Raw genomic sequence first — 16,156 nt, forward strand, 5'->3', positions numbered from 1 at the left:
GGTGTTTACCAAACACAACCCTGGGTCGGTTGAGGTTTTTTGGAGACATCAGATAAATATTGAGACGGCGCCGGAAGCGGTGCCGCCCGAGGGGACGCGTTCGTCATGGCACTGCAGTTCGTCTTTCGCGCGACCAACAGCTGGACTGGAGGGTTCCAGGGCCAGATCACCGTGACCAACAACGGCAGCAGCGCGGTGAACAGCTGGGCCTTCAACCTCGCGGCTTCCTGGACCATCAGCTCCGTCTGGGACGCGGTGGAAACCGTGGCAGCCGACGGCACGGTCACCCTGAGCAACGCCAGCTATGACGGCACCATCTCGCCGGGCGGCAGCGTCACGCTGGGCTTCACCGCCAACGGCACGCCCGAGGCGCCGGGCTTCACGGCGCTGGACGCGGGTGGCGGTGGCACCGTCACCGGGCCGGACCTGCCGTCGCTGTCCGTCAGCGATGCCGTGCTGGTGGAAGGCAATTCCGGCACCCAACCCATGACCTTCACCGCGACGCTGTCCCACGCTTCCGACAGCCCCGTCTTCGTCCACTGGGCCACGGTTGACGGTACCGCCACGGCGGGATCGGACTACACGGCGACGGGAGGCGACATCGTCTTCGCCCCCGGCCAGACCAGCGTGAACTTCCAGGTTCCCGTGCTCGGCGACACGGCGACGGAGCCTAACGAGAATTTCTCGGTGGTGCTGACGAACCCGAGCGGCGCGACGCTGGCCGATGCCACCGGCACCGGCACGATCCGCGGGGACGACGGCGTCACGACGAGTGCCGGCGGCTTCCTGTCCACCCAGGGCAACGAGATCGTGGACGCGGCGGGCAATGCGGTGCGCCTGTCCGCCGTCAACTGGTTCGGCTTCGAGACCTCGCGCGGCGCGCCGGACGGGCTGAACGTCCGCAACTGGCACGACATGATGGACCAGATGGTGTCGTTGGGTTTCAACGCCATCCGCCTGCCCTTCTCTTCCGAGCTGCTCGACACCAACCTCCAGCCCACGGGCATCAACTACAGCCTGAACCCCGATCTCGCCGGCCTGTCCGGCCTCGCGCTGATGGACAAGATCGTCGATTACGCCGAACAGATCGGGCTGAAGATCATCCTCGACCACCACCGCTCCGCGGCGGGCGACGGGCCGAACGGCAACGGCCTGTGGTACGACAACGGCTATACCGAGGCTGGCTGGATCAACGACTGGAAGATGCTGGCGCAGCACTACGCCGGCAACACCGCGGTGATCGGCGCGGACCTGCAGAACGAGCCGCATGGCAACGCCACCTGGGGCGACGGCACCGCCACCGACTGGGCCGCGGCGGCCGAGCGCGCCGGCGATGCCATCCAGTCCGTCAATCCGAACTGGCTGATCATCGTCGAGGGCATCGAGAAGTATAACGGTGACTACTACTGGTGGGGCGGCAACCTCGAGGGCGCGGCCACCCACCCGGTGGAACTCGATGTCGCCAACAAGCTCGTCTACTCGGCGCACGATTACCCGAACTCGGTCTACGCGCAGCCCTGGTTCAGCGGCTCCAACCTCGAGACCAGCCTGCCCTCGGTGTTCAACGAGCACTGGGCCTACCTGTCCTCGGAAGGCATCGCGCCGGTGCTGCTCGGCGAGTTCGGCTCCAAGCTGAGCGATCCCAAGGATCTCGCCTGGCTCGACGCGCTAACCGCCACGCTGCAGGGCGACTTCAACAACGACGGCACCGTGGATGCCGGCGCGCCGGCCGCCGGCCTGTCCTGGGCCTGGTGGTCCTGGAATCCCAACTCCGGCGACACCGGCGGCATCCTGCAGGACGACTGGACAACGCCGGTGCAGGCGAAGCTGGACGCGCTGAAGGATATCCAGGGCGGGTTGATCGGCAACGACGGCGGTTCCGCCACGCCGGTCACCGGCACGGACACCAACGACACGCTCCATGCCGGGGATGGCGGCAACCATCTGGACGGCGCCGGGGGGGACGACCTGCTGATCGGCGGGGCCGGGGCCGACACGCTGCTGGGCGGTGCGGGGTCCGACACGCTGCAGGGCGGCGGCGGCAACGACGTGCTCGACGGCGGTGCCGGCAACGACACGATCGACGGCGGCGCGGGCCACGATGTCGTGCCGGCCGGTCTGGAAGGTCGGCGCGCCGTGAGCTTCGCCGCCGGATCGGGCGGCACGTCGCTGTTCACCCATGCCGACGGTTCGGTGGACACCCTGAGCAACGTCGAGGTCGTCTCCTTCGTGGACGGGCGCGAGGTCTTCGACCCCTCCGACCCGGCGGCACAGGTCGTGCGCCTGTACCAGGCCGCGCTCGATCGGCAGCCTGAGCAGGGCGGCCTCAACTACTGGATCGATCAGATCCAGCACGGTACACCGCTCTCGGCGCTCGCCGACTTCTTCGCGACGTCCGGTGAGTTCACCGCCCGCTTCGGCACGGGCCTCAGCAACGCGGGCTTCGTCACGAAGATCTACGAGAACGTGCTGGGACGTGCGCCGGACGCCGGCGGGCTGAGCTTCTGGACGGGGCAGCTCGACGGTGGCTCCGACCGCGGGCAGGTGCTGGCCAGCATCTCGGAAAGCGATGAGAACCGGAGTGCCACCGCCTCGGTCGTGTCCGCCGGGATCTGGGACCTTTCGGAGACCGCGGCCCAGGTGGCGCGCCTTTACGATACCGCTCTCGGGCGCCTGCCGGACGCGGGCGGGCTCAGCTACTGGCGCGGTGCCATCGACTCCGGCACGGCCCAGCTCACCGATCTGGCCACTGCCTTCGTGAACTCGCAGGAGTTCCAGGCAACCTACGGTTCCCTGTCCAACCGCGCCTTCGTCGAGCAGGTCTACCAGAACACCCTGGACCGTGCCGGCGATGCGGGTGGCGTGGACTACTGGACCCATCTGCTCGACAGTGGGGCTGCCGGCCGCAGCGCGGTGGTGATCGGCTTCTCCGAAAGTGCCGAGCACGAGGCACTGACCGCCCCCAACATCATGAGCGAGAACGCGGCGCAGTTCGGGATCCTGTTCGCCTGAGCGACGCGGAAGGACCTGTCCTCCGGCGGCCGCGAAGCCATCCGCGGCCGTGCTGCGGGTCCGGCCTTCATGATGCGCGGTGCTGCCTCCCGCACCCGAAAGCCCTCGGTGAACCCCCGTGCTACCTCGGCCGCATCGTCCTGCCTGCTAGTCCGGCCGGGGTGCCGGCCACGTCGCCGCGGCGGGAGGCGGCGCGGCCTGACCGTGAGGTCTAGCGGACCTCCGGCACCTTGACCCAGACCCAGGCGAGGTTGATCGCGAGCAGGAGCGCGGTGATCAGGAACACCCAGTGCAGCCCCAGCGTGGCCGCGATCGCCCCGCCCGAGAGCGGACCCAGCGACGAGCCCAGGAACATGGCCGAGGCGGTGACGCCGTAGACCAGGCCGCGATCCCCGGCCGGGGCCAGCCGACCCACCAGCGCGTTGGCCGTGGGCAGGATGCCGCCCACGAAAAGGCCCAGCGCGAAGCGCGCCGCGACGAAGCTCCAGTAGTCCGGAACAAAGGCTTGCGGCGCGCTGGCCAGCGCCGCGCCGGTGAGCGAGATCAGCAGCACCCGGCGATAGCCCAGCGTGTCAGACCGGCGCCCGAGAAAGGGCGAGGCGATGAGGTCCGCGAGGCCGGTCACCGAGAAGGCGAGGCCACCCAGCGTCGCCAGCGCGCCCACGGGGCCCACGAGCTCCTCCACGTAGAGCGTCACCACTGGCTGCACCGCCTGTACGCCGAACTGCGCCAGCAGCAGCACCACGAAGAGCGGCATCAGCCCGGGCGCGCGCGCCAGCACCGCGAAGCTCTGGAAGATCGTGGCCTTGGCCGCCGTGGGCTTGGGCGCGGTGAAGCGTTCGCGCACCAGCACGAGCGTGAGCACGCCGCACAGCACGCAGATGGCGGCGGTGAACACGAAGGGCGCGCGATAGGAGCCGGTGGTGTCCGCGATAAGGCCGCCCAGCAGCGGCCCGATCAGCGTGCCGACGAGCTGCCCGGTGCTGAGCCAGCCCAGCGAGTAGCCCAGACGCCGCGCCGGCACCTGGCTCGCCACCAGCGAGATCGCCGCCGCGTTGAAGCCCGCGAAGATCCCCATCAGGCCGCGCAGCCCCAGGAACTGCCACACGTTGGCCGCCAAGCTCATCAACCCGATAAACAGGGAGATGGCGAAGCAGGAGCGCAGCACCATCAGCTTGCGACCCCGGCGATCCGCCACCCGGCCCCAGAGCGGCGAGGCGAAGGTGGCCACCAGCGGGGTCACCGCGGCCAGGATGCCGGACCACAGGTTGATCTGCGATGCGCCCTGGACGCCCAGTTCCGGCAGAAACAGCGGCATCACCGGGCTGAGCACGGTGAAGCCGATGTTCATGCCGACCTGGATGCCCATCATGATGAACAGGGTGCGCTGCCAGTCGGGGGCGGCGGCCATCTCGGCGACGGAGTCCGGGGCGGGAGGCTGCGGGGAATCCGTCCGCTCGGCATCGGGAGTCATCGCTGCCATTCCGCCCGAGGCTGGGCAAAAGTAAAGCCGCGGACCGGCGCGAAACGTTCGCGGGAGATAATCGGGCCCGCCACCGGACCGCCCCGGTGTTCCTGCCCGGTGTTCCCGCCCGGTGTTCCCGCCCCGGCGCTGGCGTCATTGCCGGCGCCGCTGTCGGGTGCGCCGGCACCGTTGGCCCTGCCGCCGCGGCGTTTCAAACGCGGCGGTAGTCCAGCCCGCGCGCCAGCCAGCACCCGACGCGCAGGTCCCGCACCGCCCCGGTGCCGTCGCGTCGCGCCGCGATGGTCCAATCGCCCGGGGGCGCAAAGTCCAGGGCGCGGGGGCAGGGCATGCGCCAGATGTCGGTGCGCTCACCGTCCCCGCGCCCGCCGGCTCCGCCCAGTGGGATCAGCGGCTGCATCATGCCGCCGCCGAGTTCGCCCGACGGGGCGGCGTAGAGCACGCCGCCGGCCTCCTCGATGTGCAGCGTCGCGTCCAGCTCGGCGCAGTGGTAGCGGCCCGCCAAGCCCTGGGGAACGGGGGCCTCCGGCAGCGGCAGGAGCGTGCTGCGGAGATTGTCGTTGGGACGTTCCAGCCACAGGACCCCGTCCTCCTCGCGCAGCCGGTTCGAGGCACCGGCCGCGCTGCCGTCGGGCTGGGGTGCGAGGGTTTCGAAGCCGCTGCCCAGGTCGATGCGAAGCCGGTCCTGCGCGTCACGGGACAGGCGGATGCCCAGCCCCATCTCACCGTCCTCGAACGCGCCCTGCCAGTGTGACGGCAGGGCAGGGAGGTCCGCCCCGGCGTCGCCGGACGCGGGCTCGTCCAGCGCGGCGCGCAAGAGGTCCAGCGCCGCGGCGCGGGGGTCGGCCATGTGGTTGAACAGCACCACCACCGACAGCCGCTCGGCCGGGAGGTTGCAGCGGAAGGAGCGCCAGCCGCGCAATCCCCCGGCATGAGCCGTGGCGGCGCGCCCCAGGACCGTCGGCCGCCCCAGGCCGAAGCCGTAGCCAGCCGGGGTGCCGTCGCGGAAGCGGTTGGGGGTGCCGAGGCGCCGGTACAGCCCGCCGTCCTCGTCGCGCGTGGCGTCGATGAAGCGCTCCCAGGCGATCATGTCGTCCAGCGTGGCGGCGAGGCCGGCATCGCCGGTCCAGTGGATGCGGTTCACCGCCGGGCGGAAGCCCGCTTCCACCGAGCCCTCGTAGCCCACCGTGCCGCCCGCCACGGCGGAGGTGTCGGGATTGAGGACCGCGTCCTCCATGCCGGCGCGGTCGAAGACGTGCTGCCGCAGCAGCGCGTCGAAGGGTTGGCCGGTTTCCCCTTCGAGGATGTCGCTGAGGATGCGGAAGTTCTGGTTGCAATAGGAGGAGCGCGTGCCGGGCGCGAAGTGGAGCGAGCGGGTGCGCCCGATCAGCCGCTTCGCCTCCGCCGGGCCGAAGGGCGCCTCGGCCGGGGAACCGCAGAGCATGGCCGTCGCCCAGTAGTCGCGCAGGCCCGACTGGTTGTTGGCGAGGTCGAGGATGCCCAGCCTCTCCCCTTCCAGCCGCGGCAGGTGGTCGCGAACCCGGTCGTCCAGCACGGTCGGGTCGGGAAAGCGGTCCAGCAGCACCGAACAGGTGAACTGCTTGGTGATGGAGCAGATCAGCGCGTGGGTCCGTGGCGTGAAAGGAATGCGCCGTTCCGCATCGGCCCAACCCCAGGCGTGGCGCAGAAGGACCTCGCCCCGGTGCACCACGGCCACCGCGCCGCCGGGGCCGGGATAGCGCCCGGGCAGCGCGGCCAGCGCGGCTTCGAGGCGCGCCAGGGGAAGTGGCGGGGTAGGGCGTTCGGCATGGCTCATGCCCAGCAGGCTAGAGCATGTTCCGCTGTTCCGCCCAGGCCGGGCCGGGCGGCGTCTTGGAAGCGGCGGGTGCCGCGGCCCCTTGCCGGACAGAGACTTCGCGCCCCCGCTGCCCCGTGTCGTTTCGCGGGCGAGGACCGGCCCTGACGGACCCGCCCCGCCGGTCGTCAGGCGACCTCGGGCAGCCGGTCGATCAGCTTGTCCAGCGTGATCGGGTAGTCGCGCACGCGGATGCCGGTGGCGTTGTAGATGGCGTTGGCCACCGCACCGCCCACGCCGCACAGCCCGAGCTCGCCCACGCCCTTGGCCTTCATGGGCGAGGACATCGGATCGGTCTCATCCAGGAACACGACTTCCTGGTGCGGGATGTCGGCATGCACCGGCACCTCGTAGCTGGCGAGGTCGTGGTTCACGAAGAAGCCGCGCCGCGTGTCCACCGACAACGCCTCCATCAGCGCGCCGCCGACGCCCATGGTCATCGCGCCGATCACCTGTGAACGCGCCGACTTGGGGTTGAGGATGCGCCCGGCGGCGCAGACCGACAGCATCCGCCGCACCCGGACCTCGCCGGTGGCGGCGTCCACCGCCACCTCGACGAAGTGGCCGGCGAAGGTGGACTGCTGTTCCTTCTTGGCAAGGTCGCCGTACTCGATGGCATCCTCCGCCACCATGCCCTCCGCGCCCGCGGCCTCGCCCAGCGGCACGCTGCGGTTGCCGGCGCGGACCTGTCCGTCCTCGAACACCGCATCCGCCGAGTTGAAGCCGAGCTTCTGCGCCACCTCGTCGCGCAGCTTCACGCAGGCAGCGTAAACGCCGGCGGTGGAGTTGTTGGCGCCCCACTGACCACCCGAGCCGGCCGAGGCGGGGAAGTCGCTGTCACCCAGGCGCACCACCACCTTCTCGATCGGCACGCCCATCATCTCGGCGGCCGTCTGCGCGATGATGGTGTAGGTGCCGGTGCCGATGTCGGTCATGTCGGTTTCCACCGTGACCACGCCCTGCGCGTCGAGCTTCACGCGGGCGCCGGACTTCTGCAGCAGGTTGTTGCGGAAGCCCGCCGCCACGCCGATGCCCACCAGCCAGCGGCCTTCGCGCCGGGTGCCGGGCCTGGCATTGCGCTTGTCCCAGCCGAAGCGTTCCGCCCCTTCGCGCAGGCAGCGGATGAGCTGGCGCTGCGAGAAGGGCCGCTCGGGATGCTCGGGGTCGACCTGGGTGTCGTTAAGGACGCGGAACTCGATCGGGTCGAGGTTCAGCTTCTCGGCCATCTCGTCGATCGCGATCTCGAGTGCCATCAAGCCCGGCGCCTCGCCCGGGGCGCGCATGGCGTTGCCCTCGGGCAGGTCCATCTCGGCCAGGCGCATCGCGGTGAGGCGGTTGGCGCCGGCGTAGAGCAGCTTGGTCTGCGACACCGCGGTTTCGGGCTGGCCGCCGGGCTGGTCGCCCGAGGTGCTTTCATGCGCGATGGCGGTGATCTTCCCGTCACGACCGGCACCGATGCGGATGCGCTGGATGGTGGCCGGACGGTGGGTGGTGTTGTTGGCCATGATGGGCCGCGTCAGCGCGACCTTCACCGGCCGTCCCACCGCCTTCGCGCCCAGCGCCGCCAGCACGGCGTCGGCGCGCAGGAACAGCTTGCCGCCGAATCCGCCGCCGACATAGGGGCTGTCGAGGCGCACCTTCTCGGCCGGGATGCCCAGCGTGATGCCGAGGTCGCGCTTGCCCCAGGCGATCATCTGGTTCGAGGTCCACACCGTCACGTGGTCACCGTCCCAGCGCGCGACGGAGGCGTGGGGCTCCATCATCGCGTGGCTCTCGTCGGGCGTGGTGTAGGTCTCGTCGAGCTTCACCGGAGCCTGGGCGAAGGCTTCCTCGAAGTTGCCGGTGCGGTCCTCGGGCGGGCCGCCGCTGCCCTCGCCGCTGTCGCCGGGAACGGGCGGCGCGCTGGGCGCCAGGACCGCGAGGTCGAAGCGGCCACCTCCTTCCGGCGCGTAGTCCACGCGCAGCAGCGAGGTCGCGTCGCGCGCCTGCTCAAAGGTTTCGGCGACCACGAGGGCGATCGCCTGGTGGTAGTGCTGGATCACCGGCCCGCCGAACAGCGCGGCGGTGTTGGTCTTACCCTTGGGCAACTGCGGCATGTCGAGCGTGGTGATCACCGACAGGACGCCCGGCGCCGCCTTGGCCGCGGCGGTGTCGATGGCGGCCACGCGGCCCTTGGCAATGCCGGCGCCCAGGATGAAGCCGTAGGCCGCATCGGGTGCCACGTCGTGCCGCTCATAGGCGTAGGGGGCCGTGCCGGTGGTCTTGAAGCGGCCGTCGATGCGGTCGTGCGGCTGGCCGACGACGCGCATGCGGTCGATCGGATTGGTGGTGGCGGGGGTGTCGAACTTCATGGCGCTCAGCTCCTCGCCTCGGCCAGGGCCACGCCGAGGGCGCGTTCCACCAGCGGGATCTTGAAGGCGTTCTCGTCCGTGGGCTTGGCGCCCGCCAGGATCGCCGCGGTGCCGGGCCTGGCGCCGCGCTTTACCTCGGCCTCGGCGGCCTCCACGCGCCAGGGCTTGTGGGCGACGCCGCCCACCGCCACGCGGGCGCTGCCATCGGGCTGCACCACGCTGGCCACCGAGATCAACGCGAAGGCGTAGGACGCACGGTCGCGCACCTTGCGGTAGCTCTGCGCGCCGCCGACCGGCGGGGGCAGCGTGACGGCGGTGATGAACTCACCGGTTTCCAGCGCGGTCTCGATGTGCGGCGTGTCGCCGGGCAGGCGGTGGAACTCCGCGATCGGAATGGCGCGCGTGGTGCCGTCGGCCTTCACCGTTTCCACGGTGGCGTCGAGCACGCGCATGGCCACCGCCATGTCGGAGGGGTGGGTGGCGATGCAGTGCTCGCTCGCGCCGATCACGGCCAGGCCGCGGGTGGAGCCGCCGATCGCCGAGCAGCCCGAGCCCGGCGTGCGCTTGTTGCAGGGCTGCGCGGTGTCGTAGAAATACGGGCAGCGCGTGCGCTGCAGCAGGTTGCCAGCCGTGGTCGCCTTGTTGCGCAGCTGCCCGGAGGCACCCGCCAGCAGGGCGCGGCTCAGCACGGCGTAGTCGCGCCGCACCCGCGGGTCGGCCGCGAGGTCAGCGTTGAGCACCAGCGCGCCGATGCGCAGCCCGCCTTCGGGCGTCGGCTCGATCTTGTTGAGGCCCAGGCCGTTGACGTCGATCAGCTGCGTTGGCGTTTCGATCTGCAGCTTCATCAGGTCGAGCAGGTTGGTGCCGCCCGCGATGAAGCGCGCCTCGGGGTTGCGCGCGGCCGCGGCCGCGGCGGCCGCCGGCGTCGTGGCGCGCTCGTAGGTGAAGGCTTTCATGCCGCGCTCCCCGCCACTTCGGTGATGGCCTCGACGATGTTGGAGTAGGCGCCGCAGCGGCAGATGTTGCCGCTCATGCGTTCGCGGATCTCTTCGGGCGTGGCGCGGACCTCGCCGTTCAGGTCGGCGGTCACGTGGCTGGGCATGCCGGCCTCGATCTCCCGCAGCACGCCGACCGAGGAACAGATCTGCCCCGGCGTGCAGTAGCCGCACTGATAGCCGTCGTGCTTCACGAAGGCCGCCTGCATCGGGTGGAGATGCTCGGGCGTGCCCAGGCCCTCGATGGTGGTGATCTCGTCATCCTGATGCATCACTGCGAGCGTCAGGCAGGTGTTGATGCGCCGCCCGTTCACCAGCGCCGTGCAGGCGCCGCACTGGCCGTGGTCGCAGCCCTTCTTGGTGCCGCTCAGGTGCAGGTGCTCGCGCAGGGCGTCGAGCAGCGAAGTGCGCGTGTCGATCTCGAGATCGCGCCGAGCGCCGTTGACGTTGAGAGAAATCTTCATCTGGTTTGCCTGTGCTGGGGCCGTTGCCGGCGCGGCGGGCGGGGGCATCGGGGCGCTGCGGGCGAACTGCGGCTGGACGGTCAGCACGGTGGCGGTGCCGCCCAGAAGGAGACGCCGCGACAACCCCGTTTGATCGGAAGGTGTCATGGTCTGCTCTGGCTGGAAGTCCGGTACAGAACGGTACGTGACCGCCGGGGGTTGCCGCAACGACTCTCTTCGCGAGTCGTTCGCATCCGGCGCATCGTGCCCACGTCACCTTGGCCGGCGCTCGCGGCCGGTGCGGCGCGGATCCGGACCGACCCGCAGGCTCAGCCTGACCCGTTCGTTCCGCGGCGCCGCATCGTCTCGTGATCTGCCGGAGGCTGGCCGGGACGAGGGCCGGGGATCAAAGGGGCAGCGCTGAAGGCAGCGCTGCCCATCCCTGGTTCGGGGCGTCCGAGATCAGCCGGTGGCGGCGGCGGGCTGCGGCGCGGCGTTTCGTGCTTCAGCCGCCAGCAAGGTTTCCAGCGTCCGCGCCGCAACGTGCAGCGCGCCTTCGTCGCCGCTGACCATCAGCGTCGTCACCGTGCCGTCGATCAGCAGCATCAGCTGCCGGGCGAAGTCTTCCGGCGCCGCGAAGCCCGCGTCTTGAACCAGGCCGGTCAGGAATTTGCGGCAGGCGTCGTGATGCTCCGCGGTCAGGGCGCGCAGCCCGGGATCGCCCTTGGTGTGCTCGGCCACGGCATTGATGAAGGCGCAACCGTAGAATCGTCCGCCACCGAACCATTCGCCCAGCGCGGGGATGATCGCGCGCAGCCGCCCCAGCGGCGTGTCCGAGGCGGCGATCACCCGCTCCGCGAAATCCCGGCGCCAGTCTTCGCCTTCCTGGCGCAGCGCCGCGCGGATCAGTGCCTCCTTGGAGCCGAAACGGGTGTAGAGCGTCATCTTGGAGGCGCCGGCCGTGGAAAGGATGCGGTCCACCCCGGTGGCGTGAATCCCGTCGCGACAGAACAACTCTCGCGCCACGGTGATGATCCGCTCGTGCGGCGCGGCGCTGGTGTCGGGAAGGAGCACGGCGCTCCCGGTCTTCGGCACGGCAGGTTACTCCCAATCCTCGTGGGCGCCGTGCCCGGTCGGGCGCGCCATCAAGGCGTCACACCCTGTCTGGCAGGCATCCGGGCTTTGCCACATGCAGGTGCCCATCCGCCATCATGCCGCATCGGGGGCAGATCAGCGAGAGAGCTGTGCGTTTTCAAGGTCGCAAAGCCGTGTGCTTTATTTTGATGATCTATACAGAACGGTATGTCCGGCGCGCCCTCTCATCCTGTGCTGGTGGAGTTGCGGGATGATGGCTCCCCGCCATGCGGGGCAGCGCAAAGTGGGCGGCGGGTCGTTCCTCACCCCATCCTGCAGGCGGAAAGGGGTAGGCTGCGAAAGCAGGGCCGCGCCGCCGGTCCGACGGCAGTGGGCGCTTCGCGAGCCGGAACGACCCGGCGCCATGGTGGGCGCCATGGTGTAGGTGCGAGGCCGCAACGCGGCGGCAGGGGGTGCAAGACATCTGCCGCGATGGCCTAGTTGAACCCGGCGCTGCACAGCGGGGACATGCGGGTGGTACAGGCACTGGAACTCGGGCTCGATACGTTCGGCGACGTCACGGCCGACGATGCTTCGGGCGGCAGCGCTGCCGGGGCAGCCGAAGCTATCCCCACCCCGCACGCCCAGGTCATCCGCGACGTGGTGGCCGAGGCGGTGCTGGCGGACGAGGTCGGCGTGGACGTGTTCGGCCTGGGCGAGCACCACCGGGCCGACTACGCCGTGTCGGCACCCGAGGTGGTGCTGGGTGCCATTGCCGGGCAGACGCGCCGGATGCGGCTGGGCACGGCGGTGACGGTGCTGAGCTCGGACGATCCGGTGCGTGTGTTCCAGCGCTTCTCCACGCTCGATGCCCTGTCGGGCGGCCGGGCGGAGGTGATCCTGGGGCGCGGCTCCTTCACGGAGTCCTTCCCCCTCTTCGGCTACGAGCTACGCGACTACGAGCGGCTGTTCGAGGAGAAGCTGGAGCTGTTCTCGCTCTTGCGGAAAGGCGGGCCGGTCACCTGGCAGGGCAGCACCCGCGCGGCGCTGGAAGCGCAGCCCGTCTTCCCGCCGGTGGAGAACGGCGCCTTGCGCACCTGGATCGGTGCCGGCGGCTCCCCGGAATCGGTGGTCCGCGCCGCGCATTACGACCTGCCGCTGATGCTGGCGATCATCGGCGGCGATCCGGCACGCTTCCGCCAGCACGTCGAACTGCACGAGCGCGCCTACCGGCACTACGAGCGCACGCCGCAGCCGATCGGGGTCCACTCACCGGGCCACGTCGCGGACACCGACGCGGAGGCGCGCGAGGCCCTCTGGCCCGCCTACAAGCAGCACCATGACCAGATCGGCTCCGAGCGCGGCTGGCCGCCGATGCAGCGCGCGGATTTCGAGCGGGAGTGCGACCGCGGCTCGCTCTACGTCGGCGCCCCCGACACGGTGGCCCGCAAGATCGCGGCGACGGTGCGCACGCTCGGCCTCGCGCGCTTCGACCTGAAGTACAGCCACGGCCGGCTGAGCCACGCGCGGATGATGCGGGGCATCGAACTCTACGGGCGGCGGGTCATTCCGATGGTGCGGGAGCTGCTGGCGGAGGGTTGACCGGGCGCGGGCCGTGGCCAGGGGAGAGAAGGAATTCTCTCCCCCGGACCCCCACTCATCTTTTTTCGGGACGCTGCCGCGTGGCGGTGGGAGCCGGTCGCGGAACGGCCGGCACAGGTTCTACCCGAGATTAGAAAAACATGTTGTCAGCGCCGGCTGACAGGTCCCTCGCTCCGGCTCGGTGAGCCGGAGCGCACCGCCCTGGCCACGTTCCCGCGGCAGCGTCTCAAACAAAGATGAGGGCGGAGGGGTCCGGGGAGGGGGAGAATTCCTTCTCCCCCTCCCCGGGGCCTGCAGCGCTCAACCAGCGCTGTCGCGCCTCAGCCCTGCTCGCCCAGCGAGGCGCGGAAGCGCGCGAAGCCTTCCGCGTCGGCGAAGGCCTTCTGAGTCCCAGGGCGGGTGATGGAATCCGCGGCATAGGCGGCGCCCTGGCGCATCGCCGCCGCCACGTCGTGCGAACGGACGTAGTGCTGCGCGAAGGCGCCGATAAAGGCGTCGCCGGCGCCGCTGGTGTCGTGCGGCCGCACGGGCACGGAAGGAATGTGGACGGTGGGGGCGCTGCTCACCAGGAGGGCGCCCTCGGCACCCAGCGTCACGATCACGGTGCGGATACCGCGAGACACCAGGCTGCGGGCCGCGGCCTCCGCCTGCTCCCGCGTGTCGGCCGGCATGCCGGTCAGGATGGTGAGCTCGGTCTGGTTGGGAACCAGGAAGGTGGCCTGAAGGATGCGCTCCACATCGAGCTCTGGCACCGCCGGCGCAGGGTTGAGCAGCACCTCGATGCCTTCGCGCGCCGCCCAGGCGACGGTGTAGTAGATGGTTTCCAACGGGATCTCGAGCTGGAGTAGGATCAGCCCACATTCCCGCAGGTCGGCCGCGGCCTCGTCCACGTCGGCGGGCAGCAGGTGGTCGTTGGCGCCCTTGACGATCAGGATGCGGTTCTCGCCCGAAGGGTCCACGAAGATCGGCGCGACGCCGCTCTGCGTGCCCGGTACCGGGCGGACATGGCGCGCGTCGATGCCGACGGAGCGGAAGTTCTTGATCGTGCCTTCACCGAACAGGTCCTCGCCCACGCGGCTGACCAGCATGACGTCGGCGCCCAGGCGCGCGGCGGCAACGGCCTGGTTGGCGCCCTTGCCGCCGTGGCCCATGGAGAAGGAGGGTGCGGCCAGCGTTTCGCCGGCCTCGGGCATCCGGTCGGTATAGGTCACGAGGTCGACCATGTTGCTGCCGACCACGCCGATGCGCGTTTTCATGCGGCTCGTTCTCCCAGTGCGGCGATCTCCGCGGCCGTTCGCGTCATGGCATCCTGATCGAGGTATCCGGCGCGCAGCGTGAACGCCGCGCGCCCGTGCGGCGGCAGCACCCGGACGTTGCCCTTGCGTTTCTCCGCCGCGTAGCCCTCGGGTTCGCAGGTCGAGGGCAGGGCAAAGGCGGCAACCTTCTGGTCCGGGTCGTTCAGCACCCAGCGCACCGTGTGCGGAAAGCTCGCCGGCGCGTAGCGCATCGCGAAGCCGTCGCCGCCCGGCCGTTGCAGCGCGAGCGTCGTGTCACCCGCCGCGTCGGTGTCGAGGCCGCGCAGGTAGAAGACCTGCTCCGGATCGTAGAGCGCGGGTTCGTGCAGGACCTCCATGCGGGCCGGGTCCCCGGCCAGCGCGTCGATCAGCGCGAGGTAGTCGGGGTTGGGCTCGACATGCGCGGGCACGGCGCGGCGTACCGCGGTGCGATCAGGCGTGAAGGGCGCGGGCTGGAGGAAGCGCCCGTCGGCCACGAAGCGGAAGTTCACGTGGCACATGTACATCAGCTCCATCGGCTTGCCGGAGCGGTTCTCCACCGCGAGGCCGATGTCGAAGAGCGTGCTGCCCGGCCGCAGCGTGACCGAGGGCTGCGCCAGGTAGTGCGCGCCGAAACCCATCACGTGATCGCGGGCGCTGACCACGCGCAGGCTGGGGCCTTCCGCGTCCTCATCCAGTTCGAGCCAGGCGTGGTCCATCGCGGCGCAGGGGAACTCGCCATGCGCCGGGTGGGTGTCCTCCGCGGCAGGGACGCCGTTGCGCAGGATGCCGCTGTGGAAGGCGAAGCAGCCATAGGTCTCGGCGATGGTGGTGGCCGGGCGGGGGGCGTCGAAGCCGCTCTCCATCGCGAGCTCCACGCCGTCGAAGCGGGCGGACCAGACCATGCCGCCCATCCAGGGCAGCACCACGACCTCACCCCGCGTGTTCGCCAGGCGCAGCGCCGGGATGCCGGTGCGGAAGCGGAACAGCGTGGCCGAGAGTTCACCCACGCGGAGGATTTCGCGCGAGGTCTCATTGGCCAGGCCGGGAAAGAGGGGGATCGTCGCGATCATCAGCGCACCCGGTTCCGCCAGGCGGCGAGCGCGATCGAGAGGAGCAGGAAGCCGCCCCAGATCAGGTCCACCAGGAAGTTCGAGAAGCGCATCATCTGCAGGCCCGAGGACAGCAGCATCAGCGCCACCAGCGCCAGCCCGACGCCCACCACGCTGCCGCGCCCGCCGGCCGGGTTGGTGCCCGCCAGCACCGAGATCAGCACGGCCTGGAGCAGGTAGCTCACGCCGTAGTCCGACTTCGCCGCGTTGGTGCGGCCCGAGAGCAGGATGCCGGCGATGCTGGCGAGCACCCCGGTCAGCACGTAGGAAAAGAACACCGTCCGCCCGGTGCGAAGCCCCGCGAAGGCCGCGGCGCGTGGGTTGGTGCCGATCAGCGCCAGCTCGATGCCGAAGGCGGTGCGGGCCAGGATGAACCACACCGCGGCGCCGGCCAGGAGGAACACGATCAGCGGCACCGCGATGCCGAAGGCCGTGCCGTTGCCGATCTGGCCCCAGAGCGCCGGGAAGCCCACCACCGCCGGCCCGCCGGTCAGCACGAGGCAGATGCCGGTGAAGACCTGGCCCGTGCCGATCGTGGCCAGGATCGGCGTCACGCGGCCGCGCGTCACCAGGAAGCCGTTGATCGCCCCGGCCACGAGGCCGGTGCCCAGCGCGATGCCGATGCCGGAGGCCACCAGGGGCCAAGGCAGGTTCACGAGGTCCGGCCCGCGCGGCGCGCCGACGGAGTGGAAGAACAGCCCGGCCAGGATGCAGCTCAGGTTGGCGATGCCGATCACCGACAGGTCGATGCCGCCGGTCAGCATCGCCACCATCATCGCGATGGCGAGCAGCCCGAGCTCCGGCGCCACGAAGGTGAGGGATTCGAAGACGTAGGGGCGCAGGAACCGGTCCGGGTTCAGCGCCGCCATGCCCGCGAAGATCACCACCGTCAGCAGCAGCAGCTGAAGGAGGTTGGTGTCGAAGCGGCGCAGGCGCTGCGCGAGGGCACTCATGC

11 protein-coding genes are annotated in these 16,156 nt (G+C 70.5%); 2 read left to right on the top strand and 9 right to left on the bottom strand.

Translation table 11 applies throughout. The features are described 5' to 3' along the window. The first annotated feature begins 105 nt into the window (after positions 1 to 105). On the top strand, positions 106 to 3,012 hold the full coding sequence (locus tag ACFFGY_RS01610; RefSeq protein ID WP_377042616.1) for a DUF4214 domain-containing protein: 2,907 nt from the start codon (positions 106 to 108) through the stop codon (positions 3,010 to 3,012). A 211-nt stretch (positions 3,013 to 3,223) separates the two neighbouring features. Here ACFFGY_RS01610 and ACFFGY_RS01615 read toward each other — a convergent pair whose 3' ends face one another. From ACFFGY_RS01615 to ACFFGY_RS01640, 6 genes are all read right to left on the bottom strand, one after another. Further along, entirely contained in the window at positions 3,224 to 4,486 is a 1,263-nt protein-coding gene (locus ACFFGY_RS01615) for an MFS transporter (RefSeq protein ID WP_377042617.1), read from the bottom strand. A gap of 202 nt (positions 4,487 to 4,688) precedes the next feature. Further along, entirely contained in the window at positions 4,689 to 6,311 is a 1,623-nt protein-coding gene (locus tag ACFFGY_RS01620) for a D-aminopeptidase (RefSeq protein ID WP_377042618.1), read from the bottom strand. A 167-nt stretch (positions 6,312 to 6,478) separates the two neighbouring features. Then, the gene (paoC, locus tag ACFFGY_RS01625) at positions 6,479 to 8,701 is read right to left on the bottom strand and encodes an aldehyde oxidoreductase molybdenum-binding subunit PaoC (protein ID WP_377042619.1); all 2,223 of its coding nucleotides are present in this window, start codon (positions 8,699 to 8,701) and stop codon (positions 6,479 to 6,481) included. Positions 8,702 to 8,706: 5 nt separating this feature from the next. After that, positions 8,707 to 9,657 carry an FAD binding domain-containing protein gene (locus tag ACFFGY_RS01630; protein ID WP_377042620.1) on the bottom strand — a complete coding sequence of 317 codons (951 nt, stop codon included), beginning with the start codon at positions 9,655 to 9,657 and terminating at the stop codon, positions 8,707 to 8,709. Further along, positions 9,654 to 10,307 carry an aldehyde dehydrogenase iron-sulfur subunit PaoA gene (gene paoA / locus ACFFGY_RS01635; protein ID WP_377042621.1) on the bottom strand — a complete coding sequence of 218 codons (654 nt, stop codon included), beginning with the start codon at positions 10,305 to 10,307 and terminating at the stop codon, positions 9,654 to 9,656. The genes ACFFGY_RS01630 and paoA overlap by 4 nt, the downstream gene beginning before the upstream one ends. Positions 10,308 to 10,601: 294 nt before the next feature. Beyond that, positions 10,602 to 11,234, bottom strand: coding sequence for a TetR/AcrR family transcriptional regulator (locus ACFFGY_RS01640; protein ID WP_377042622.1), 633 nt, complete (start codon positions 11,232 to 11,234; stop codon positions 10,602 to 10,604). A 507-nt stretch (positions 11,235 to 11,741) separates the two neighbouring features. Between ACFFGY_RS01640 and ACFFGY_RS01645 the strand changes: the two genes are divergently transcribed. Next, on the top strand, positions 11,742 to 12,815 hold the full coding sequence (locus ACFFGY_RS01645; RefSeq protein ID WP_377042623.1) for an LLM class flavin-dependent oxidoreductase: 1,074 nt from the start codon (positions 11,742 to 11,744) through the stop codon (positions 12,813 to 12,815). A gap of 320 nt (positions 12,816 to 13,135) precedes the next feature. Here ACFFGY_RS01645 and rbsK read toward each other — a convergent pair whose 3' ends face one another. From rbsK to ACFFGY_RS01660, 3 genes are read right to left on the bottom strand one after another with little or no spacing between them, the layout of a single operon-like run. After that, on the bottom strand, positions 13,136 to 14,071 hold the full coding sequence (gene rbsK, locus ACFFGY_RS01650) for a ribokinase (RefSeq protein WP_377042624.1): 936 nt from the start codon (positions 14,069 to 14,071) through the stop codon (positions 13,136 to 13,138). Then, positions 14,068 to 15,162, bottom strand: coding sequence for an aldose 1-epimerase family protein (locus ACFFGY_RS01655; protein WP_377042625.1), 1,095 nt, complete (start codon positions 15,160 to 15,162; stop codon positions 14,068 to 14,070). Before ACFFGY_RS01655 ends, rbsK begins: the two co-directional genes overlap by 4 nt. Next, on the bottom strand, positions 15,162 to 16,154 hold the full coding sequence (locus ACFFGY_RS01660; RefSeq protein WP_377042626.1) for an ABC transporter permease: 993 nt from the start codon (positions 16,152 to 16,154) through the stop codon (positions 15,162 to 15,164). Before ACFFGY_RS01660 ends, ACFFGY_RS01655 begins: the two co-directional genes overlap by 1 nt. Between the last annotated feature and the right edge of the window lie 2 nt (positions 16,155 to 16,156).

The sequence above is a fragment of the Roseomonas elaeocarpi genome (assembly GCF_042433915.1).
Classification (GTDB): Bacteria; Pseudomonadota; Alphaproteobacteria; order Acetobacterales; family Acetobacteraceae; genus Roseomonas; species Roseomonas elaeocarpi.